This window comes from Labedella endophytica (genome assembly GCF_003990045.1).
Classification (GTDB): Bacteria; Actinomycetota; Actinomycetes; order Actinomycetales; family Microbacteriaceae; genus Labedella; species Labedella endophytica.
Window position 1 is genome coordinate 78584 of the sequence record NZ_RZGZ01000003.1, and the last position, 21830, is coordinate 100413.

Below are 21830 nucleotides of genomic sequence, written 5' to 3' on the forward strand. Positions count from 1 at the left end.
TGTCCGGGTGGCCCCCTTCTGTGCGCTCTACAGGTCGCTCAGTGGCCCTGATCGGCCGCCAGCGTCCCGAGGTAGAGCTCGATGACCTTGGGGTCCTTCGAGAGCTCCTTGCCCGTTCCGGTGTAGGCGTCGCGCCCCTGATCGAGCACGTAGGCGCGGTCGCAGATCTGGAGGCACCGCCGCGCATTCTGCTCGACCATGATGACGGACACGCCGGCACGGTTGATCTGGTGCACCCGCAGGAACGTCTCGTCCTGCCGGACGGGGGAGAGGCCGGCCGACGGCTCGTCGAGGAGGAGGACCGACGGGTCGATCATGAGTGCCCGACCCATCGCGACCATCTGGCGCTCACCACCGGAGAGCGAACCCGCGCGCTGCTTGCGCCTCGAGCCGAGCTCCGGGAACAGAGTGGCGACGAACTCGAATCGTTCCGCGAACAGAGACGGCTTGAGGAAGAGTCCCATCTCGAGGTTCTCCTCGATCGTGAGCGTCGGGAAGACGTTGTTGTTCTGCGGCACCATGCCGACGCCCTTGGCGACGAGCTTGTTCGCCTTGAGCCCGGTGATGTCCTCGCCCTTCAGGACCACCTTGCCGCCACGGATGTTCACCTGGCCGAAGATCGCCTTGAGGAGCGTCGACTTACCGGCGCCGTTCGGGCCGATGATGCCGATGAGTTCACCGGGGTAGGCGTCGATCGTGCACCCGTTGAGAATATTCACGCCGGGAAGATAACCACCCACGAGATCCTCGGTGCGGAGGACCGCATCCGTGCGCACGGCCGTCGCGGTGGACGCCGTGCTGCTGCTGGAGTCGCTCATGCCTTCTTCTCCTTCGACTGCTGTTGGTGCACGGCTTCCGCCGCGGCCTGAGCGTCCTCGACGACGTGGTCGTCGCCCGTGAGGTCGCTCAGGTCGGTGTCGTGGTGCGCGCCCAGGTAGGCGTCGATCACGGCGGGGTCCTTCATGACCGTGTCGGGCGGCCCCTCGGCCACGATCGTGCCCTCGGCCATGACGATCACCCAGTCGGAGATGTGCATGACCATGTGCATGTCGTGCTCGACGAACAGCACGGAGGTGCCGTCCGACTTGAGATTCCGGATGTGACCGAGCAATGACTGCGTGAGGGCGGGGTTCACACCGGCCATCGGCTCGTCGAGCATGATGAGTTCGGGGTCGCTCATGAGTGCACGGGCCATCTCGAGGAGCTTGCGCTGGCCACCGGAGAGCGAGGCTGCGTAGTCCTCCCGCTTGGCGTCGAGCTTGAAGCGCTCGAGGAGCTCGTCGGCCTTGACCGTGATCTCCGCCTCACGGGACTTCCACAACGGGCGGACGAGAGCGGTGAAGATGTTCTCTCCCGGCTGCTTGGTAGCGCCGAGGAGCATGTTCTGCAGGACGGTGAGGCGGCCGAGCGACTTCGTGAGCTGGAAGGTGCGGACCATCCCGGCGCGCGCCACCTTGAAGGCCGGCACGCCCGCGAGGGAACGACCGTTGAAGTCCCACGTGCCCGTGTTGGGCTTGTCGAAGCCCGTGAGCAGGTTGAACATCGTGGTCTTGCCCGCGCCGTTCGGTCCGATGAGGGCCGTGATCTTGCCCCGGGGGATCTCGAGGTGCGCGACGTCGACGGCCTTGAGGCCGCCGAAGGCGCGTGAGACTCCGTCGGCGACGACGATGGGATCGACCTTCGCGCAGCCGGGACCCACCTCGCCCTTCACGAAGGGGTGGGTCGTGGGAATGGCCTCGGGGGTCGTGGTGCCCCCGTCGATGGGATCAGACACTGAAGCTCAGCTCCTTCTTATTGCCGAAGATGCCCTGTGGACGGAATATCACGAGCAGCATGAGAGCGATGCCCACGAGCATGAACCGGATCTGTCCGGCCTGAGTGGTGGAGAGGAAGCCGAGGAACCCCGACTCGATGGCGCCGTAGAGCACGCCCTGGGTCAGCGAGAGGACGACCCAGAAGATCATCGATCCCACGATCGGCCCGAAGATCGTCGCGGCACCGCCCAGGAGCATGATCGTCCAGATGAAGAACGTCAGACCGGTCGTATAGTTCGCCGGCTGGACCGCGCGGGGCAGGATGAAGACGATTCCCGCGATCGACCCCATGACGCCACCCATCACGAGGGCCTGCATCTTGTAGGAGAAGACGTTCTTCCCGAGGCTGCGCACAGCGTCCTCGTCCTCGCGGATGCCCTTGACGATGCGGCCCCACGGGCTGCGCATGAGAAGGAAGACGAGCACGCTCGCGAGGATCACGAGGCCCCAGCCGACGATCCGCACCCACCAGTCGTAGGCGTTGTAGGTGAACGGTCCGAACCCGTACGTGCCATCGGGGATCGGGTTGCTCGCCGCGAAGGTGCCCTTGAAGCCGGACAGACCGTTCGCGGCGCCGGTCACATCGGTGAGGCCGGTGGTCGTCACGATGTAGCGCACCACCTCGGCCGCGGCGATCGTGACGATCGCGAGATAATCCGCGCGCAGTCTCAGCGTCGGGATGCCGAGGAAGAGCGCGAAGAGGACGGATGCGATGAGAGCGCACAGGACCGCAACCGGCAGCGGGGCCCCGAACGAGATCGTCGGGATCGCGAAGCCGTAGGCACCGATGAGCATGAAGGCCGCCTGGCCGAAGTTGAGCAGTCCGGTGTAGCCGAAGTGCACGCCGAGACCGATGGCCGCGAGGGCGTAGGCAGCGGTGGTCGGGCTGATGAGCTCGCCGACGGCGTTGCCGAGAATGTTTCCCCAGTCCATGATTTCCTTCCTAACCGATCCGCTCGCGGCGGCCGAGAATTCCCTGAGGGCGCAGCAGCAGCACGAAGATCAGGACGATGAGAGCCGCGGCGTACTTCAGGTCCGCGGGGATGAAGAGGGTCGACAGCTCGACGAAGAGGCCGACGACGATCGAGCCGACGAGCGCTCCGTACGCCGAACCGAGCCCGCCGAGCGTGACCGCCGCGAACATCAGCAGCAGGACCTGGAAGCCCATGTCCCACGAGACCTGGCGGTAGAGGGCGAGCATGACGCCGGCGAGGGCGGCGAGGGCTCCGGCGATGACCCAGACGATCCGGATGATGCGGTCGACGTCGATACCGGATGCGGCGGCGAGAGCCGCGTTGTCCGACACCGCGCGGGTCGCCTTGCCGATGCGTGTCCGCGTGAGGAAGAGGGCGACCCCCACGAGGACGACGACCGACAGCGCCATGCTCAGGACCGACCCCGTGGTGATGCGTACCGGTCCGAGCACGATGGCCTCGGACAGGCCCACATTCATCGTCTTCGTGCCTCCGCCGACCATGAAGAGGTAGAAGTACCGCAGGAGGAGCGCCAGGCCGATGCTGACGATCATGGCCTGGACGAGCTTGACGCCCTTCCGTCGCAACGGTCTCCAGAGCACCGTGTCCTGCACGTATCCGAACGCCGCTCCGAGGATGACGACGATGGGGATGGCGATGAAGATGTTGAGCCCGAGGAGGACGGCGAAGACCCAGGCGAGGATGCCGCCGAACGTCACGAGCTCGCCGTGAGCGAAGTTGTTGAGCCCGGTCGTCCCGAAGATCAGCGTGATGCCGATCGCCGCGAGAGCGACGAGAAGGCCGAAGTTGAGGCCTGAGACGAGGCGCTGCATGAACAGGTCGAGGAAACCGGAGGTCTGCCGGGTGTCCTCACCGAGGGGGAAGAGGCGCGAAATGGTGTTCGTCTGCCACTCGGCCGCCGTGACGTCGGCGGTGGTCCGGTCGGGATCGCGAAGATCGAGACCGTCGGGCAGTGTGTCCGGGTCGATGGTGACCGAGTAGTCACCCTCCTCGGGGACGACGACGCTCCAGCGTCCCGTGTCGTCCGAGGTGGCCACCTCGGAGAAGCCGCCGCCCTCGACGGTGACCTCGACGCCTTCGACGGGGTCGTCCCCGTCGCGCATGATCCCCCCGATCGAGAGGACGGGACCCGAGGGCTCCTCGCTCGGGTCTGTGGATGCCGACGCCGCAGCCGACCCGACACCCAGGAGGGCGAGGGCGGCGAACAGCGTCGCGAGGACGAGTGCGACGGGTCGCGGAACGAGTCCCGATGTCTTACCTGCGTGCAAGGAATTACCTCCCAGGAGGCGACGGCGGTGTCGCCGGTGCCTCGTCCAATGCCATGTAACGGTGCCGTGTGGCGGTGCTGAGGTTACGGCCTCAACATGACGGTCATGTTTCGCGCCCCTGACGAGTGGCGTTGCGTAATTATGCCCTGTGGGAATAGCTCCCCGTACATTGAGCTTTAAGATGATGAGAACCAGCCGGGCCCGACGAGTGTGCCCGCTCGCCCGCGGGAACATCGCACACTGAGAGGCGCCAATGGACAACGACCCCTTCGGCTTTATCGGACTCACCTACGACGACGTCATGCTCTTGCCGGCGCATACCGACGTCATCCCGAGCGAGGCCGACACCTCGTCCCGTCTCACGAAGAGGATCCGCGTCGCAACGCCCATCCTGTCGAGTGCGATGGACACCGTCACCGAGGCCCGCATGGCGATCGCCATGGCTCGCGAAGGCGGTATCGGCATCATCCACCGCAACCTGTCGATCGCGGATCAGGCCGAGATGGTCGACCGCGTGAAGCGCAGCGAGTCGGGTATGATCACGAACCCCGTGACCACGACCCCCGACGCGTCGGTCGCCGAGGTCGACGCGCTCTGCGGTCAGTTCCGCGTCTCCGGTCTCCCCGTCGTGAACCCCGACGGCACTCTCGTCGGCATCGTCACCAACCGCGACATGCGGTTCGTCGCCGGATTCGAGAAGGCCACGACCAAGGTCTCCGAGGTGATGACGAGCGACGGTCTCATCACTGGGCCGGTGGGGATCAGCCCCGACGATGCGATCGCGCTGCTCGCCCAGCACCGCATCGAGAAGCTGCCGCTCATCGACCCGGCCGGCAAGCTCAAGGGCCTCATCACGGTCAAGGACTTCGACAAGAGCGAGAAGTACCCGCTCGCGACGAAGGACGACAGCGGTCGACTGCGCGTAGGAGCGGCCATCGGATTCTTCGGGGACGCCTGGCAGCGTGCCCAGGCACTGCTCGAGGCCGGCGTCGACGTGCTCGTCGTGGACACCGCCAACGGCGACTCCGCCGGTGTCATCGATCTGGTCCGTCGCCTGAAGTCGGACCCGGCATTCGCCGGAGTCGACGTCATCGGTGGCAACGTCGCGACCCGCGACGGTGCACGCGCGATCGCCGAGGCGGGTGCGGACGCCATCAAGGTGGGTGTCGGCCCCGGTTCGATCTGCACCACGCGCGTCGTCGCGGGTGTGGGAGTCCCGCAGGTCACCGCGGTCTACGAGGCGTACCTCGCCGCTCGCGAGTACGACGTGCCCGTGATCGCCGACGGAGGGCTCCAGTACTCTGGCGACATCGCCAAGGCGATGGTGGCCGGAGCGGAGACCGTCATGCTCGGTTCCCTCCTCGCCGGCTGCGACGAGAGCCCCGGTGACCTCGTCTTCCTGAACGGCAAGCAGTTCAAGAACTACCGCGGCATGGGATCTCTCGGCGCCATGCAGACGCGGGGGGAGCGCACCTCGTACTCGAAGGACCGCTACTTCCAGGCCGACGTCCCGAGCGACGACAAGCTCATCCCCGAGGGCATCGAGGGGCAGGTGCCGTACCGCGGACCGTTGTCCGCTGTGGCGTACCAGCTCGTCGGCGGACTGCGCCAGTCGATGTTCTACGTCGGCGCTCGCACGATCGAGGAGCTCAAGCAGCGCGGGAAGTTCGTCCGCATCACCCCGGCCGGTCTCAAGGAATCTCATCCTCATGACGTCCAGATCGTCGTGGAGGCGCCGAACTACCGTCGCTAGTGAGGGAATCGCATGCAGTGCTGGTGACGTCCAGATCGTCGTGGAGGCGCCGAACTACCGTTGCTAGTGAGGGAATCAGGCGCCGAACTACCGTCGCTGAGCCAGCACGCCTGCACGACGCCGATCGGGGCCCGACCGCACACTCGGTCGGGCCCCGATCGGCGTCCGTCGGTCCGCGCCGGTAGGCTGGACCCGTGAGCATGGAAGTTGAGATCGGCCGCGCCAAGCGCGCCCGCCGGGCATATTCGTTCGACGACGTCGCGATCGTGCCGTCCCGCCGCACGCGCGACCCCGAGGACGTGTCGGTGTCCTGGAGCATCGACGCGTTCCAGTTCGACACGCCGATCCTCGCGGCGCCCATGGATTCGGTGGTGTCGCCGAGGACCGCGATCATGATCGGTCAGCTGGGAGGGCTCGGCGTCCTCGACCTCGAGGGCGTCTGGACCCGCTACGACGATCCCGAGCCGATCCTCGCCGAGATCCGGTCGCTTCCCGCCGCGCACGCCACCGCGCGGATGCAGGAGCTCTACTCGGCGCCGATCCGCCCCGAGCTCGTGACGCAGCGCCTCGCCGAGATCCGCGAGGCGGGCGTGACGGTCGCCGGGGCGCTGTCTCCGCAGCGCACCCAGGAGCTCTACAACACGGTCGTCGAGGCGGGAGTGGACCTCTTCGTCATCCGCGGCACCACCGTGTCCGCCGAGCACGTCTCGAAGAACCAGACGCCGCTCAACCTCAAGGAGTTCATCTACGAACTCGACGTCCCGGTGATCGTGGGCGGTGCGGCCACCTACACCGCCGCACTGCACCTCATGCGCACGGGCGCAGCCGGCGTGCTCGTCGGCTTCGGCGGGGGAGCGGCTTCGACCACCAGGGCCACGCTCGGGATCCATGCCCCCATGGCCACGGCCGTCGCCGACGTGGCCGGTGCCCGTCGCGACTACCTCGACGAATCGGGCGGACGCTACGTTCACGTGATCGCGGACGGCGGCCTCGGATCCTCCGGCGACATCGTCAAGGCGATCGCCTGCGGAGCCGATGCCGTGATGCTCGGCACGACCCTCGCGCGTGCCTCCGATGCACCCGGCGGCGGCTTCCACTGGGGTGCGGAGGCCCATCACTCGCAGCTGCCGCGCGGCCGCCGGGTCGAGGTCGGTCAGGTCGGTTCGCTCGAGGAGGTCCTCTACGGGCCGGCGACCTCGGTCGACGGCACGGCGAACCTCGTGGGTGCCCTGAAGCGGTCCATGGCGACCACCGGGTACAGCGATCTCAAAGAGTTCCAGCGGGTGGAAGTGGTTGTCGCCCCCTACCCCGTGCAGTAGCGTCGAAATCGGGGCGATCGAGCCTCGACGATGACGTCCTTGGAGGCGATGATGGCCCAGAATTCTGTGTCCCGGTCCAACAAGATCGGTCCGGAGGAGCGACTCGCCGCGATCGAGGCGCTCAAGACCAAGGAACTCGACGTGCTCGTCGTCGGGGGTGGGATCGTCGGCACGGGCGCCGCCCTCGACGCCGTCACCCGCGGCCTGTCGACAGGCCTCCTCGAGGCGCGGGACTGGGCGAGCGGCACGTCCAGCCGTTCCTCGAAGCTCGTGCACGGAGGTATCCGCTACCTCGAGCAGCTCGACTTCGGGCTCGTCCGCGAGGCCCTCATCGAGCGGGGCCTGCTCCTGCAGAGGATCGCACCCCACCTCGTGAAGCCCGTGCGCTTCCTCTACCCGCTCACGAAGCCGGTCTGGGAGCGCTTCTACATCGGCGCCGGCATGTTCCTGTACGACATCTTCAGCTACTCGGGTGGACGTCCCCCCGGTGTCCCGCATCACCGTCATCTCAGCAAGCGGCAGATCCAGCGCTCGATCCCGTCGCTCGCGGCGAACGCGTTCACCGGCGGTCTCACCTACTACGACGCCCAGGTCGACGACGCCCGCTACGTGTCGTCCGTCGCCCGCACGGCTTCGTTCTACGGTGCGCATGTCGCGAGCCGCGTCCGCGTCGAAGGCTTCCTCAAGGTGGGGCAGCGTGTCGTCGGCGTCACGGCTCACGACCTGCAGACCGGGGAGACGTTCGAGATCCGCGCCAAGCAGGTCGTCAACGCGACGGGCGTCTGGACCGACGACACGCAGGCCTTGGTCGGTGAACGGGGTCAGTTCAAGGTGCGCGCGTCGAAGGGTGTCCACCTCCTCGTCCCCCGCGACCGCTTCCAGTCCACGATGGGCATGATCCTCCGCACCGAGAAGAGCGTGCTCTTCGTGATCCCGTGGGGTCGCCACTGGATCATCGGAACGACGGACACCGACTGGAACCTGGACAAGGCGCACCCGGCCGCGACCGCCGCGGACATCGACTACATCCTCGAGCACGTCAACCAGGTGCTCGCGGTACCACTCACGCGGGAGGACGTCGAGGGCGTCTACGCCGGACTCCGCCCCCTCCTGGCCGGCGAGAGCGACCAGACGTCGAAGCTGTCGCGGGAGCACATCGTGACCCACTCGGTCCCCGGGCTCGTCGTGGTCGCCGGCGGCAAGTGGACGACCTACCGCATCATGGCCAAGGACGCGATCGACGCGGCCGCTGATGCACTCGACGGTCGCATCCCGCCGTCGACGACGCAGGACATCGCGCTGCTCGGGGCCGAGGGGTACCAGGCGGCGTGGAACAAGCGCGGGAAGATCGCCCGCGCGTTCGGCGTGCACAAAGTCCGGATCGAGCACCTGCTGAACCGCTATGGCGTCCTGACCGATGAGCTCCTCGATCTCATCCGCCACCGCCCCGAGCTCGCCGAGCCGCTCCCGGGGGCCGACGACTACCTGCAGGCCGAGGTCGTATACGCGGCGTCGCACGAAGGGGCGCTCCACCTCGAGGACGTGCTCGCCCGTCGAACCCGTATCTCGATCGAAGCGTGGGACCGAGGCGTCTCGGCCGCTCCGATCGCGGCGGCCCTCATGGCCGACGTCCTGGGCTGGGACGAGGAGCGGACCGAACGCGAGGTACAGAACTACCTCAAGCGTGTGGCCGCCGAGCGTGCATCGCAGGAGCAGCCGGACGACGCCTCCGCCGACCGCGTGCGTCTCGAAGCCCCGGACGTCGCCTCCGTCACCGAATAACCACAGGGCTACTCCCGAGCGAGGGCGCTAGTTCTATCTAGCGCCGTCGATGCCTATCTGTGGCCGTCGAGTGACGCCAGCCGCGGCAACGACGCTGACGACGGGGGGATTCGTGCCACCGAGATCCTCCCAGGTGATTCGGACGACGTGAAGACCCAGCGCGCGGAGACGATCCTCGCGACGCTTCTCCATCCACACGATGTCTTCGGGGTTTCGTTCCGCCGTGAATTCTGCGGCGGAATACTTTCTCCGACCGTCGAACTCCAGGACGACGCCGAGGTCGGGCCATGCGAAGTCGACGTATCCGATCAATCCATCGGCGTCGTCGAAGCGGTGCTGCAATCGGGGTGGCACGAACCCGGCATCGTGGAGGAGAAGTCGCACGAACGACTCGCCGCCGTTCGCCGACAGCGGTGACGCCAATGCGAGGAGCGCCTTGCTCTGCTGGGAGCCTCGTCCGGAGCCGAGGTCGGAATCCTCGTCGAGGAGCGCCCGGGCGCTCGTCCACTGCCGAGACAGGGCGTGATCTGCCATCGCCAAGGCCGAGGCCCGCGCCCCCACCCGCGCGATATCGACGATGGTTCGCTCGAGCGCAGTGCAGTTCACACCACCCACGACGGTGACTCTGGGAGGACGAGAGGTTCGGTGGCGACTGTACAAGCCGGACGATCGCCCGCCAGAGGTCTCATTGATGACGGTATGCACGGTGCCGGGCCAGGAACCGACCACCGGAAGGCGGTGGAGAGCTGCCGCGGAGAAATGGCTCAGAACGGGTGACGTCGGAGAGCAGGCAAGAGTCGCGTGGATGAATGCGCGGTATCGGTCATCCGGATTCAGCAAGCTCCAGCTCTCGGCCGGTATGTACACCCCGCGGCGGACTCGGTGGAGGTTTTCGCTGGCCGGCGAAGGCGGGATGCGTCCACCTGTGCGTCGTGCCGCAGCGAAGTCGAAGGGGTAGTCAGGCGCATCGAAGAGTGAAGGCATGAACCGACAGTCCTCCTCCATCTGGTGTTCGCGGGCAGGGACCACGGTCCGCTGGGGAGACGGGCGGTGCGCTGGAGCCTGTGGACGACGGTGACCGACAACCGGAAACGAGCGACGGCTGCACGTCGCGGTCGAGGGCGGCAGATGCACGTGGCGCCCTCGCTCGGGAGTAGCCCTTTCGGGCGGGGCGGGGTGGCGGCCCGCTGGCGGGGGATGGAGGGGGTGCCGGCGGGTAGGCTGGAGGGGTAGGCAAAGGAAAGGGTGACGTGATGGTCGACGTGCGGCGGGTCAAGCTCCCGGGTGTCGGTGTCCTGCACTCGTTCATCACGGACGACGGCGGCAAGGTCGGCGTCATCGCGCACCGTTCCGGCCACAGCGACCTCATCACCTTCTCGGACGACGAGGACGGCTCGGACGCCACGAAGGTCTCCCTGCGTCTGTCGGAGGACGAAGCGCACACCCTCGCCGAGCTGCTCGGCGGCACGCGCATCACCGAATCGCTCACGGCCCTCGACCAGCTCCCCGGCCTCTCGATCGACTGGTTCACCGTGGACTACGAGGATCACATCGCCGGTCAGTCGCTCGGCGACCCGGCTGAGCACGGCATCATCGGCCTCACGGTCGTCGCCGTCGTGCGCGGGGAATCGACCAACCCGGCACCCGCTGCCGACTTCCGCGTCTTCCCCGGCGACATCCTCGTGGTCGCGGGGAGCCCGGAGAAGGTGGCGAAGGCGTTCTCGTTCTTCCGCACCGGCGCGACGACGAAGGCACCAGCCGACTCCGCGCCCGGGAACTGACGCATGCCGCTTGCCACCGCCGCCGTCGAAGGATCGCACTTCGGCGCCGACATGGTCGTCGTCGGGCTCCTCTTCCTCATCGCCTACGGTCTCGGTCGCCTCGGAAAGCTCATCGGACTGCCGGCGATCCCCGTGTACATGATCGTGGGGCTGCTGGCCTCGCCGTACACGGACTGGTTCCCCCTCACGCTCGAGGGCGACTACATCGGACTGATCGCCGTGATCGGTCTCGTCCTGCTCCTGTTCAACCTCGGGCTCGAGTTCGACCAGGACGAATTCTTCGGAAACGCCGGCAAGCTGCTCGTCTCGGGCGGAACATACATCCTCGTCAACATGGCCGCCGGACTCGGCTTCGGCATCCTCGTGGGGTGGGGGACGCCGGAGGCGCTCATCATCGCCGGGATCACAGCGACGTCCTCGAGCGCGATCGTGACGAAGCTGCTCATCGAGCTCGGCCGGCTGACGAACCGTGAGACGCCCATGATCCTCGGCATCACCGTGGTCGAGGACGTGTTCATCGCGATCTACCTCGCGATCGTCGGCGTCGTGCTGTCGGGGCAGACCGAATTGTGGCCCGTCGTCGGACAGCTGGCCCTGTCGTTCACGTTCATCGTGGTGATGTTCGGCATCGCCCGTTTCGGTGGCCGCGTCGTGTCGAAACTCCTGCGCACCAAGGACGACGAACTCTTCACGATCCTCTTCTTCGGACTCGCTGTGCTCTTCGGCGGGATCGGCGAGCTCCTCGGGGTCACGGATGCGATCGGTGCCTTCCTCATCGGCCTCGTGCTCGGTGCGACGCGCTTCCGCAACCGCATCGAGACGATCGCCGTGCCGCTCCGCGACGTGTTCGGCGCATTCTTCTTCCTCAACTTCGGGCTCGCGCTCGACGCGTCGAAGTTCGGGGGCGTCCTCATCCCCGTCCTCGGAGCCGTGCTCATGACCGTCATCCTCAACATCGTCGCCGGTCAGGTGGTCTCGCGACTCAACGGGCTCGGCGCGCAGGAGGGCATCAACACCACGGTGATCCTCCAGAACCGCGGGGAATTCGCCCTCATCCTCGCGACCCTCTCCCTCTCGGCCGGGCTCGACGAACGCATTCAGCCGTTCGCGGGTCTCTACGTCCTGATCCTGTCCATCGGAGGACCGATGATTGCCGCCCAATCGGAACGGATCGGCGGTGCTGTCCTGCCGTCGAAGAGGCGGAAGCGGCGGGCGCTCGCCGACTCCGGTCGGAACACCGCCGCGCGCCGCGGAGGGATGACGGCCGAGGAGAGCGCGCTCGTCGACGCCGCCATGGCCGGAGACGCGGACGACCGCGTCGACGGAGCGGTCAGGAGGCCTCGCGATGAGTGACGACGTGCGTACCGAGGACCGCATCACGCCCGACCGGCCGCTCTGGCGCACCCTCGTGCGACCGCGATGGATCGCACTGCTCGCGCTCGCCCTGGTGATCGCGGGTTCCTTCGCGGCCCTCGGGCAGTGGCAGCTCTCACGGGCGGTCGAGTCCAGTGACCCCGGGACGAGCGTGGGAGAGGAGGAGACGCCGACGGCTCTCGAGGACGTCCTCGAGCCGACGGACATCATCCGCACCGACGATGTCGGCCGACTCGTCTCGGTCGAGGGGCAGTGGGTGGATGGGGACTTCCTCACGATCGCCGATCGCGTCAACGACGGGCCGATGGGGTGGTGGGTGGCCGGTCATCTCGCGACGGGAGCGGATGGCGCCGGGCCATCGCTCGCCGTCGCACTCGGGTGGACGGCCGACGAGGACGAGGCGAAGCGCATCGCGGCGGCGTGGAACGACGGAGAGGCCCCGGACGGAGTCGTCGAGCTCACGGGACGCGTCGTCGATTCGGAGGCGCCCGTCGTCCCCGAGCCCGAGGACGACCCGTTCGAGATGACGACGCTCTCGGAAGCCGCACTCATCAACATCTGGCAGTCGACGGCCTCTCCCGAGATCTACAGCGTCAACCTCGTGGCAGGCGCAGCCCCGGCGGGCCTCGAGCAGATCTACTCGCCCCGCCCGGAAGCGCAGACCACTCTCAACTGGCTCAACATCTTCTACGCGGCCGAGTGGGTCGTTTTCGCCGGGTTCGCCGTGTACTTCTGGTACCGGCTCGGTCGGGACGCGTGGGAGCGCGAAGCGGAGGAGAAGGCGCTCGCCGAGGGGGCGGCGGCGGAGGAAGGCGCACCCGTCGGCGCATGACGATCGGCACCGGCACGTCCGTCTAAACTGGGATCATGCCCCTCGAACCCCGCGAGAGCGACCTGCCGCGCATCCGCGGCGCGTTGCGCTTCTACAAGATCGCGTCGGTCATCACCGGCGTCATGCTCCTGCTCCTGTGTGTCGAGATGATCATCAAGTACGGCCTCGGCTACGAGCTCGAACTCGCCGGTCCGTATGGATTCCTCGCCCTCGTCCCCACCGACACGGCAGTCGCGATCAATCTCTCGACGGGTATCCTCATCGCCCACGGCTGGTTCTACGTCGTGTATCTCTTCAGCGACTTCCGGCTCTGGTCCCTCATGCGCTGGCCGTTCTGGAAGTTCCTGCTCATCGCGACGGGCGGCATCGTGCCCCTGCTCTCGTTCTTCCTCGAGGCCCGCATCGGCCGCGAGGTCACCGCGTACCTCGACCGTCGGACCTCGGCGTCGACCCAGAAAGTGGAGGCCCCCACCGCATGACCGAACTGCTGCCCGACGGCCCGCGTCCCGTCCTCGTCGTCGATTTCGGTGCGCAGTACGCGCAGCTGATCGCCCGTCGCGTCCGTGAGGCCGGCGTCTACTCGGAGATCGTGCCGCATTCGATCTCGGCCGAAGAGATCGCTGCGAAGAACCCCGTCGGGATCGTCCTCTCCGGCGGACCCTCGAGCGTCTACGAGGAGGGTGCGCCCTCCCTCGACCCCGGTGTCTTCGACCTCGGCGTCCCGACCCTCGGAATCTGCTACGGATTCCAGGTGATGGCGACGACGCTCGGTGGGACCGTCGCGCGCACCGGTGCCCGGGAGTACGGATCGACGGACGCCAACGTGTCGACGGACGGCGGGACGCTCCTCCACGACCAGCCGGCCGACCAGACCGTGTGGATGAGTCACGGGGACTCGGTCGCCACGGCGCCCGAGGGCTTCCAGGTGCTCGCCTCCACGGCGTCGACGCCCGTCGCCGCCTTCGCGAACGACGAGCGCCGGCTGTACGGCGTGCAGTGGCACCCCGAGGTCAAGCACTCCGCCTACGGGCAGCGTGTCATCGAGAACTTCCTGCACCGCGGTGCGGGCATCCCCGCCGACTGGAACGCAGGGAACGTCATCGCCGACCAGGTGGAGCGCATCCGCTCCCAGGTGGGTTCGGGCAAGGTGCTGTGCGCTCTCTCCGGCGGGGTCGACTCCGCCGTGGCCGCGGCGCTCGTCCACGAGGCCGTGGGCGACCAGCTCGTGTGCGTGTTCGTGGACCACGGCCTCATGCGCCAGGGCGAACGCCGCCAGGTCGAGGAGGACTACGTCGCCTCGACGGGAGTCCGACTCGTCACGATCGACGCCCGAGAGCGCTTCCTCGATGCGCTCTCCGGCGTCAGCGACCCGGAGCAGAAGCGCAAGATCATCGGTCGCGAATTCATCCGCACGTTCGAGCAGGCCCAGGCCGACCTCGTCGCGGAGTCGTACGAGCAGGACGGCGATCCCATCCGGTTCCTCGTCCAGGGCACGCTCTACCCCGATGTCGTCGAATCGGGCGGTGGTACGGGCACGGCGAACATCAAGAGCCACCACAACGTGGGCGGGCTGCCGGAAGACCTGCAGTTCGAGCTCGTCGAACCCCTCCGCACCCTCTTCAAGGACGAGGTCCGCCAGATCGGTCGCGAACTCGGTCTGCCCGAGGTCATCGTGGGTCGCCAGCCGTTCCCCGGGCCGGGGCTCGGCATCCGCATCGTCGGCGAGGTCACGCAGGAGCGGCTCGACCTCCTGCGCGAGGCCGACGCCATCGTTCGCGCCGAGCTCACCGCGGCGGGCCTCGACACGGAGATCTGGCAGTGCCCTGTCGTGCTCCTCGCGGATGTGCGCTCCGTGGGTGTGCAGGGCGACGGGCGGACCTACGGGCACCCGATCGTGCTGCGTCCCGTCTCGTCCGAGGACGCGATGACGGCCGACTGGACGCGACTGCCGTACGACGTGCTCGCGCGCATCTCGAACCGCATCACGAACGAGGTCGACGGCGTCAACCGCGTGGTGCTCGACGTCACGTCGAAGCCGCCGGGAACCATCGAGTGGGAGTGATCCTCTCCATCCCGGCCTGACGGTCGGGGCACGAGAAAGGGCCGGGAGCGATGCTCCCGGCCCTTCGTCGTTGCAGATGGATCGATCAGTCGCGAGCGATCGCGAACATGCGCAGCAGCTCCAGGTAGAGCCACACGACGGTGACCATGATGCCGAAGGCGCCGGTCCAGCCGTACTTGCGCGGGGCGCGGTTGCGCACGCCCTGCTGGATCATGTCGAAGTCGAGGACGAGCGAGTACGCCGCCATGAGGACGACGAAGATCCCGAGAATGATGCCGAGCGGGATGCCCATGATCTCGATGTCGCTGCGGAGACCGAACGCGCTGTCGGTGGCACCGAAGAACATCATGCCGACGTTGACGAGCGAGAAGACCGCGTAGCCGATCATGGCGACGAGGAAGATCTTCGTCGCGCGCTTCGACGCGCGGATCTTGCCGCTCGCGAAGAGAGCGAGCGTCACGCCCACGACGACGAGGGTGGCGATGACGGCCTGGGTGACGATTCCGGCCCACTGCGCCTCGAAGATGCCCGAGATGCCGCCGACGAAGAGGCCCTGTGCTCCCGCGTAGGCGAGGATCAGGCCGGGCGACGGCTCCTTCTTGAAGATGTTGACGAGGGCGAGCACGAATCCGACGATGGCCGCGGGGATCGCGAGCGCCGGGAACTGCCAGCCCACGACGGCGGCGACGAGGAGAACGCCGAACGAGATTCCCGTCTTGGCGATCGTGTCCTCGACGGTCATGCGGTCGGTCTGCGTCGGTGCGGCGGCCGGCCGGTTGTACATCTGAACGAGCTCTTCAGCACTCAGACCCTGCTGGGTGCTCGCGGTCGCAACCTGACCTCCCTGCTGGAACGCCGAATTTCGGAACGCGGGGTTGTCCATTGCCATTGCTGTAGTCCTACTCTCAGTCGGTGCGGCTGGGATGCGGTGCTCCCTGTGCGGGAGCGATGCCTCCACGTTATCCCACAACGCTGTGAGGACGCTTTCGATTCCCGCGTGATTCCGGGCCTGTTCGGGGTGTGGAGCGGAGGAGCGTCACCGTTTCGATCGGCTGGTTAGGGTGGAGCCATGGCCAGCGAAGCACGACCCCGTCCGCTCGTGATCGGGCACCGGGGAGCGCCCGGTTACCGTCCGGAACACTCCCGTTCGGGCTACGAGCTCGCCTTCGCCCTCGGTGCCGACTCCGTGGAGCCGGACGTGGTCGCGTCGAAGGACGGCATCCTCGTCGTCCGGCACGAGAACGAGATCTCCGGGACGACGGACGTCGCGTCGCGTGCCGAGTTCGCGCACCTCCGTGCGACGAAGACGATCGACGGGGACGAGCACACGGGCTGGTTCACCGAGGACTTCACATGGGAGGAGCTCTCGACCCTGCGTGTCCGCGAACGCCTCCCGATGATCCGCCCGTCGTCCGCGTCGTTCGACGGGAAACAGGGCATCCTCCGGTTGGCGGACCTCGCGGTCCTCGTCGATGCGGCGTCCGAGCAGCAGGGCAGGCCGCTCGGGATGACGGTGGAGATCAAGCACGCGACCCACTTCGACGCCCTCGGGCTTCCCCTCGACGAACTCGTCGCGACGGAGCTGGACGATGCGGGGTGGGGGAGCGGGCGTCCCCTCATCGTCGAGAGCTTCGAGAAGACGGTGCTCGCGGGGGTGTCCGCCCGGGGCCTCGAGGCCGAGTTCGTCTACCTCGTGGAGCGGTCCGGTGCAGCGGCCGACGTGGTGGCGCGGGACGGTGCGTCCGCGATCACCTATGCCGAGGAGCTCTCCGACGGCGGTCTCGACGCGCTCGCGGTCCTCGTCGACGGGGTCAGCGCCGACAAGACCCTCGTACTGAGCCTCGACGAGGACGGGGTCGCGACCGGAGCGACCGACCTCGTCTCCCGCCTCCACGCGCGCGGGCTGACCGCCTACGCCTGGACCCTGCGGCCCGAGAACCGATTCCTCTCCGCCGGATTCCGGCGCGGTCCGGCGGACGCGTTCGGCGACTGGGCGTCGGAGTTCGCCGTCATCCTCGGAACGGGGATCGATGGGGTCTTCCTCGACCACCCCGATCTCGGGGTCGCCGCGCGGGACGCCCTCGACGACCGCGCGGGCGTCCGCCGGGGTCCGGACGGGGACGGTGTCGGAGGCCGCCGGTAGACTGAGGGGGACATGTCGAGCACCTCTTCCTCCTCCGAAAAACCCGCCTCTTCCACCGCGCACGCGGGTGGATCGTCCGTGACGCCGCTTATCGTCGACTGGCCGACCGCCGCCGTGCCGGGAGGGCACGAGGGCGGGGCAGGCCCCGATCCCCTGCTCGACGGCCTCAACCCGCAGCAGCGAGCAGCCGTCGAGTACCGCGGTCCCGCCCTGCTCATCGTGGCGGGCGCCGGTTCGGGCAAGACGAGCGTGCTCACGCGACGTATCGCCGGCCTGTTGCGTTCGCGCGAGGCCTGGCCCAGCCAGATCCTCGCGATCACCTTCACCAACAAGGCCGCAGCCGAGATGCGCGAGCGCGTGGGACACCTCGTCGGCCGAGCCGCCGAGGGGATGTGGATCTCCACGTTCCACTCCGCGTGCGTCCGTATCCTCCGCCGGGAGGCCGAGAACTTCGGTTTCAAGCCCGGATTCACGATCTACGACTCCTCCGACTCGAGGGTCCTGCTCAAGCGGATCATCAAGGAGCTCGACGCCGATGTGCTCGGCTTCACGCCAGCGAACGCCGGGAGCCGCATCTCGAAGCTCAAGAACGAGCTCGCCGACGTCGACTCGTTCGCCCGCAACGTCAACGTGAGCGACCCCAACGAGCTCGCGTTCCTCGAGATCTTCCGCCGCTACACACGTGCGCTGTCCTCGGCGAACGCCTTCGACTTCGACGACCTCATCAGCCAGACGGTCTTCCTCTTCCGCGCCTTCCCGCACATCGCGGCGCACTACCAGCGGCGATTCCGTCACGTGCTCGTCGACGAGTACCAGGACACGAACCACGCCCAGTACGCCCTCATCCAGGAGCTCACGCGCCCCGTTCCGGCCGACGTGGTCGCCCGGGCCGGATTCGACACCCCGGTGACGAGTGGCGACGGTTCGATCGAGGCGGCGTCCCTCACGGTGGTCGGCGATTCCGACCAGTCGATCTACGCCTTCCGCGGAGCCGACATCCGCAACATCGTCGAGTTCGAACGCGACTTCACCGGTGCCACCGTGATCCTCCTCGAGCAGAACTACCGGTCGACCCAGAACATCCTCTCGGCAGCCAACGCGGTGATCTCGAACAACTTCGATCGGAAGGACAAGAAGCTCTGGACCTCCGTCGGCGACGGGGAGAAGATCGTCGGTTTCACCGGCTACTCGGGTCACGACGAGGCCCAGTTCGTCGCCGACGAGATCGAGAAGCTCCACCGTGAGGGGATGCCGTACAGCGAGATGGCGGTGTTCTACCGCACCAACGCGCAGACGCGTGCGCTCGAAGAGATCTTCATCCGGTCGGCCCTGCCGTACCGCGTGATGGGTGGCACCAAGTTCTACGAGCGCGCCGAGATCAAGGACGCGATGGCCTACCTCACGGCCGTCGTGAATCCGGCCGACGCCCTCGCGGTCCGTCGCATCCTGAACACGCCGAAGCGCGGCATCGGCCCGGCCACCGAGACGCAGTTGCAGAGCTTCGCCGACAACGCGGAGACGTCGCTGCGTGAGGCGCTGCGGGAAGCGGGAACGCTCGGCTTCGGACCGAAGGTCGCGAGTGCGATCCGTGTGCTGAGCGGGCTCCTCGACGAGGCGGCCTCTCTCGCCGCCGAGGGCAAGGTGAGCGACGTGCTCGCCCTGCTCGTGACCAAGAGCGGTCTCGTCGATGCGCTGCGGATGAGTCGCGACCCGCAGGACGAGGCGCGCGCGGAGAACATCGAGGAACTCGTCGCCGTCACGAAGGAGTACGAGCGCAACAACCCCGACGGCACCCTCATCGACTTCCTCACGGAGGTGTCGCTCGTGGCCGCCGCCGACGAGCTCGACGACTCGTCCGGAACCGTGTCCCTCATGACCCTCCACACCGCGAAGGGACTCGAGTTCGACGCGGTCTTCCTCACGGGCGTCGAGGAGGATCTGCTCCCTCACCGCATGTCGGCCAATGAGCCGGGCGGGCCGGCCGAGGAGCGGCGCCTGTTCTACGTGGGCATCACGCGAGCGCGCAAGAGGCTGCATCTGTCGCTCGCGATGTCGCGCGCGCAGTACGGCGAGACGGCCGTCGCGATGCCGAGCCGGTATCTGCAGGAGATCCCCGCCGAGCTCATCGAGTGGCGCCAGTCGCCCGGTGATGCCCGTCAGCGCGGCGGCTACGGGCAGGGCTCTCTCGGGGGCCCGCGCGGCTGGAAGGGGCCGAACAACGACCGCGACGGAGGCTTCGCGCTCCCGAAGGCCGAGAAGAAGGTCTGGCCCAACGCGGTCACCGGCTCGGTGCGGGACAACGGCGATCTCGAGCTCGCCTCGGGCGATCGCATCCGCCACACCGACTTCGGCGAGGGACGTGTGCAGGCCGTCACGGGGGAGGGGTCGAAGCGCGTCGCGCACGTCGCCTTCGACGGGGCCGGTCAGAAGAAGCTGCTCATCAAGATCGCGCCGATCGAGAAGCTCTAGCCTCTGGGTCACTGGGCCTCTGGGCCACTGGGCCACTGGGCCTCTGGGTCGAGGCGCACCGGTCGAGGGGCATCCCGGTCGCTCGGCACGTCAGCCGCGACGGCTCCGGGACCGGTGCCGCCGCAACGATCGGATCGCGGGCGCATGTCGTAGTCCCGGCGGCAGGAGCGGCCAGAGGATCCGCGTGACCCTCATCACCACCTCGAACACGGCCTGGCGTCGAGGGCTCCACGGGAGCCCGAAGCCCGCGCGCTGCCGCTCGTCGAGCAGACCGGTCGTGAGGAGACGGGCGATGGGCATGACGGTCCGCAGCCAAACCGGGGCACCGGGTCCCTGGGGATGCAGGAGATCCCGGGCGACGCGTCGTGCATCGTCCCCGATCGGGAGCTCGGCGAGACGGTCGGCCCACCACACCCCGAAGTCGGCCCGCGTCGCCGGCCAGAGCGCGGGGGGCATGCCGAGCGCCTCCCCGAGGACGGCGTACTCGCGATAGACACGCTCGGCCTCGTCGTCGGGCAGCGGTGGGAGCACGCGCTCGTGCATGGCCATCGCCGAGTCGTACAGGGTCGCGGCGACCCAGAGCTGCAACGTGGGATCGTCTGCCGCGTAGGAGGGAGCGCCGTCCTCGGCCGGTCCGCGGACGGGGGCGTGCGCCCTCTCGACGTGCTGCCGGGCGGACGCCCTCTCATCCGCTGTGCCGAAGACGACGAGGTAGATGTAGTCGAGGGTGCTTGTGAGCCGGCGGAGAGGGGCGTGGACGAAATCGCTGTGTCGGGCGACCCCGCGCGCGACGGCGGGATGCGCCAGTTGCAGGAGGATCGCGCGCCCTCCGGCGCCGACGAGCACGGACTCGGCCGCGACACCCCTGATCCCCCCGCGCGTCCTCACGGGCTCAACGATACGGTCATCCTCACCGGGTGCACGTTCGGCAACCCCCGGTCGCGTGGACGGGGGCCCGCCCCGGCGCGGAGTAGAGTGGGACGCGGCTTTTTCCCCGCTTTTTCCAGACGTCGCGCGGGGGAGCCGAACGGTCACGACCACAAAGCATCGACGCGGATAGGAACATCACGTGGACCTCTACGAGTACCAGGCACGAGATCTTTTCGAGAAGTACGAGGTGCCGGTGCTCGCCGGCATCGTCGCGACCACGCCGGAGGAGGTGCGCGCAGCGGCCGAGAAGCTCGGCGGCGTCGTCGTCGTCAAGGCGCAGGTGAAGGTGGGAGGCCGCGGCAAGGCCGGCGGCGTCAAGGTCGCCAAGAACCCCGACGAGGCCGAAGAAGCCGCAAAGGCGATCCTCGGACTCGACATCAAGGGGCACGTCGTGCGCACGGTCATGGTGGCCGCGGGCGCACGGATCGCGCAGGAGTTCTACTTCTCCGTGCTCCTCGACCGGGCCAACCGCTCCTACCTGTCGCTCACGAGCGTCGAGGGCGGCATGGAGATCGAGCAGCTCGCCGTCGAGAAGCCCGAGGCGCTCGCCCGCGTCGAGGTCGACCCGATCACGGGCATCGACGCCGCCAAGGCACGCGAGATCGCCATCGCCGCGAACTTCCCCGACGAGCTCGTGGAGAAGGTCGCCGACGTCTTCGTCAAGCTCTACGCCGTCTACACCGGCGAGGACGCGACCCTCGTCGAGGTGAACCCGCTCGTCCTCACCGAGGAGGGGGACATCGTCGCCCTCGACGGGAAGGTCTCGCTCGACGAGAACGCGGACTTCCGCCACCCGGGCCACGAGGAGCTCAAGGACACGGCCGCCGAGGACCCCCTCGAGCTCAAGGCCAAGGAGAACGACCTCAATTACGTCAAGCTCGACGGTCAGGTCGGCATCATCGGCAACGGCGCCGGTCTCGTCATGTCGACGCTCGACGTCGTCGCGTACGCCGGCGAGGCGCACGGCGGGGTCAAGCCCGCCAACTTCCTCGACATCGGCGGCGGAGCCTCGGCCGAGGTCATGGCGGCGGGACTCGACGTCATCCTCGGAGACGAGCAGGTCAAGAGTGTGTTCGTGAACGTGTTCGGCGGCATCACCGCGTGCGACGCGGTCGCGAACGGCATCGTCAAGGCCCTCGAGATCATCGGGGACGGAGCGACCAAGCCCCTCGTCGTACGCCTCGACGGCAACAACGTCGAGGAGGGTCGCCGCATCCTCCAGGAGGCGAACCACCCCCTCGTCACCCTCGCCGCCACCATGGACGAGGGCGCCGACAAGGCCGCCGAACTGGCGAACGCGTAACCGGA

General features: G+C 67.8%; 18 protein-coding genes. 11 read left to right on the forward strand and 7 right to left on the reverse strand.

The genetic code is table 11. The features are described from left to right. Nucleotides 1-38: 38 nt before the first annotated feature. Genes ELQ94_RS11410 through ELQ94_RS11425 form a run of 4 tightly spaced genes read right to left on the reverse strand, consistent with a single transcriptional unit; the run spans nt 39 to nt 4077 of the window. Nucleotides 39-818: an ABC transporter ATP-binding protein gene (locus tag ELQ94_RS11410; RefSeq protein ID WP_127050443.1), complete on the reverse strand. Its 780-nt coding sequence runs from the start codon at nt 816-818 to the stop codon at nt 39-41. Further along, complete coding sequence (locus ELQ94_RS11415; RefSeq protein WP_127050833.1) at nt 815-1732, reverse strand: ABC transporter ATP-binding protein; 918 nt, start codon at nt 1730-1732, stop codon at nt 815-817. Before ELQ94_RS11415 ends, ELQ94_RS11410 begins: the two co-directional genes overlap by 4 nt. Nucleotides 1733-1766: 34 nt before the next feature. Next, nucleotides 1767-2747 (reverse strand): branched-chain amino acid ABC transporter permease, encoded by a 981-nt coding sequence (locus ELQ94_RS11420; protein ID WP_127050445.1) that lies wholly within the window; start codon nt 2745-2747, stop codon nt 1767-1769. Between the two features lie 10 nt (nt 2748-2757). Next, the gene (locus ELQ94_RS11425) at nt 2758-4077 is read right to left on the reverse strand and encodes a branched-chain amino acid ABC transporter permease (protein ID WP_243696986.1); all 1320 of its coding nucleotides are present in this window, start codon (nt 4075-4077) and stop codon (nt 2758-2760) included. A 253-nt stretch (nt 4078-4330) separates the two neighbouring features. On the opposite strand from ELQ94_RS11425, the gene guaB reads away from it, so the two are divergent. The 3 genes from guaB (at nt 4331) to ELQ94_RS11440 (ending at nt 8931) form a co-directional block, all read left to right on the forward strand. Then, nucleotides 4331-5830: an IMP dehydrogenase gene (gene guaB, locus ELQ94_RS11430; RefSeq protein WP_127050449.1), complete on the forward strand. Its 1500-nt coding sequence runs from the start codon at nt 4331-4333 to the stop codon at nt 5828-5830. Between the two features lie 200 nt (nt 5831-6030). Further along, nucleotides 6031-7149: a GuaB3 family IMP dehydrogenase-related protein gene (locus tag ELQ94_RS11435; RefSeq protein ID WP_127050834.1), complete on the forward strand. Its 1119-nt coding sequence runs from the start codon at nt 6031-6033 to the stop codon at nt 7147-7149. Between the two features lie 30 nt (nt 7150-7179). Next, nucleotides 7180-8931, forward strand: a complete 1752-nt coding sequence (locus ELQ94_RS11440) for a glycerol-3-phosphate dehydrogenase/oxidase (RefSeq protein ID WP_243696987.1) — start codon at nt 7180-7182, stop codon at nt 8929-8931. A gap of 33 nt (nt 8932-8964) precedes the next feature. On the opposite strand, the gene ELQ94_RS11445 is transcribed toward ELQ94_RS11440, so the two are convergent. Continuing rightward, entirely contained in the window at nt 8965-9546 is a 582-nt protein-coding gene (locus ELQ94_RS11445; RefSeq protein ID WP_127050451.1) for a PDDEXK family nuclease, read from the reverse strand. A gap of 638 nt (nt 9547-10184) precedes the next feature. On the opposite strand from ELQ94_RS11445, the gene ELQ94_RS11450 reads away from it, so the two are divergent. From ELQ94_RS11450 to guaA, 5 genes are read left to right on the forward strand one after another with little or no spacing between them, the layout of a single operon-like run. Beyond that, nucleotides 10185-10712 (forward strand): cation:proton antiporter regulatory subunit, encoded by a 528-nt coding sequence (locus tag ELQ94_RS11450; protein WP_127050453.1) that lies wholly within the window; start codon nt 10185-10187, stop codon nt 10710-10712. A 3-nt stretch (nt 10713-10715) separates the two neighbouring features. Then, nucleotides 10716-12065, forward strand: a complete 1350-nt coding sequence (locus tag ELQ94_RS11455; protein WP_127050455.1) for a cation:proton antiporter — start codon at nt 10716-10718, stop codon at nt 12063-12065. Continuing rightward, on the forward strand, nt 12058-12918 hold the full coding sequence (locus ELQ94_RS11460; protein ID WP_127050457.1) for an SURF1 family cytochrome oxidase biogenesis protein: 861 nt from the start codon (nt 12058-12060) through the stop codon (nt 12916-12918). The genes ELQ94_RS11455 and ELQ94_RS11460 overlap by 8 nt, the downstream gene beginning before the upstream one ends. Before the next feature lie 35 nt (nt 12919-12953). Beyond that, the gene (locus ELQ94_RS11465) at nt 12954-13397 is read left to right on the forward strand and encodes a DUF3817 domain-containing protein (protein ID WP_127050459.1); all 444 of its coding nucleotides are present in this window, start codon (nt 12954-12956) and stop codon (nt 13395-13397) included. Further along, complete coding sequence (guaA, locus tag ELQ94_RS11470) at nt 13394-14980, forward strand: glutamine-hydrolyzing GMP synthase (protein ID WP_127050460.1); 1587 nt, start codon at nt 13394-13396, stop codon at nt 14978-14980. Before ELQ94_RS11465 ends, guaA begins: the two co-directional genes overlap by 4 nt. 85 nt (nt 14981-15065) lie before the next feature. On the opposite strand, the gene ELQ94_RS11475 is transcribed toward guaA, so the two are convergent. Further along, on the reverse strand, nt 15066-15869 hold the full coding sequence (locus ELQ94_RS11475) for a Bax inhibitor-1/YccA family protein (RefSeq protein ID WP_127050462.1): 804 nt from the start codon (nt 15867-15869) through the stop codon (nt 15066-15068). Nucleotides 15870-16049: 180 nt separating this feature from the next. Between ELQ94_RS11475 and ELQ94_RS11480 the strand changes: the two genes are divergently transcribed. Then, a complete protein-coding gene (locus tag ELQ94_RS11480) occupies nt 16050-17123 on the forward strand; it encodes a glycerophosphodiester phosphodiesterase family protein (RefSeq protein ID WP_127050464.1) in 1074 nt (357 codons plus the stop codon). Between the two features lie 12 nt (nt 17124-17135). Further along, a complete protein-coding gene (locus ELQ94_RS11485) occupies nt 17136-19592 on the forward strand; it encodes an ATP-dependent helicase (protein WP_127050466.1) in 2457 nt (818 codons plus the stop codon). A gap of 90 nt (nt 19593-19682) precedes the next feature. Here ELQ94_RS11485 and ELQ94_RS11490 read toward each other — a convergent pair whose 3' ends face one another. Further along, nucleotides 19683-20480, reverse strand: coding sequence for an oxygenase MpaB family protein (locus ELQ94_RS11490; RefSeq protein WP_243696988.1), 798 nt, complete (start codon nt 20478-20480; stop codon nt 19683-19685). Between the two features lie 181 nt (nt 20481-20661). Between ELQ94_RS11490 and sucC the strand changes: the two genes are divergently transcribed. Beyond that, entirely contained in the window at nt 20662-21825 is a 1164-nt protein-coding gene (gene sucC, locus ELQ94_RS11495) for an ADP-forming succinate--CoA ligase subunit beta (protein WP_127050468.1), read from the forward strand. Nucleotides 21826-21830: the final 5 nt, after the last annotated feature.

Excerpts from the sequence above, each read along its gene's own strand:
- ELQ94_RS11475 (WP_127050462.1), bottom strand. The coding sequence starts at position 15,869 with ATGGCAATGGACAACCCCGCGTTCCGAAATTCGGCGTTCCAGCAGGGA.
- ELQ94_RS11460 (WP_127050457.1), top strand. The coding sequence starts at position 12,058 with ATGAGTGACGACGTGCGTACCGAGGACCGCATCACGCCCGACCGGCCG.
- ELQ94_RS11455 (WP_127050455.1), top strand. The coding sequence starts at position 10,716 with ATGCCGCTTGCCACCGCCGCCGTCGAAGGATCGCACTTCGGCGCCGAC.
- ELQ94_RS11465 (WP_127050459.1), top strand. The coding sequence starts at position 12,954 with ATGCCCCTCGAACCCCGCGAGAGCGACCTGCCGCGCATCCGCGGCGCG.
- ELQ94_RS11410 (WP_127050443.1), bottom strand. The coding sequence starts at position 818 with ATGAGCGACTCCAGCAGCAGCACGGCGTCCACCGCGACGGCCGTGCGC.
- ELQ94_RS11440 (WP_243696987.1), top strand. The coding sequence starts at position 7,180 with ATGACGTCCTTGGAGGCGATGATGGCCCAGAATTCTGTGTCCCGGTCC.
- guaA (WP_127050460.1), top strand. The coding sequence starts at position 13,394 with ATGACCGAACTGCTGCCCGACGGCCCGCGTCCCGTCCTCGTCGTCGAT.
- ELQ94_RS11485 (WP_127050466.1), top strand. The coding sequence starts at position 17,136 with ATGTCGAGCACCTCTTCCTCCTCCGAAAAACCCGCCTCTTCCACCGCG.
- ELQ94_RS11480 (WP_127050464.1), top strand. The coding sequence starts at position 16,050 with ATGGCCAGCGAAGCACGACCCCGTCCGCTCGTGATCGGGCACCGGGGA.
- ELQ94_RS11450 (WP_127050453.1), top strand. The coding sequence starts at position 10,185 with ATGGTCGACGTGCGGCGGGTCAAGCTCCCGGGTGTCGGTGTCCTGCAC.
- ELQ94_RS11435 (WP_127050834.1), top strand. The coding sequence starts at position 6,031 with ATGGAAGTTGAGATCGGCCGCGCCAAGCGCGCCCGCCGGGCATATTCG.
- guaB (WP_127050449.1), top strand. The coding sequence starts at position 4,331 with ATGGACAACGACCCCTTCGGCTTTATCGGACTCACCTACGACGACGTC.
- ELQ94_RS11420 (WP_127050445.1), bottom strand. The coding sequence starts at position 2,747 with ATGGACTGGGGAAACATTCTCGGCAACGCCGTCGGCGAGCTCATCAGC.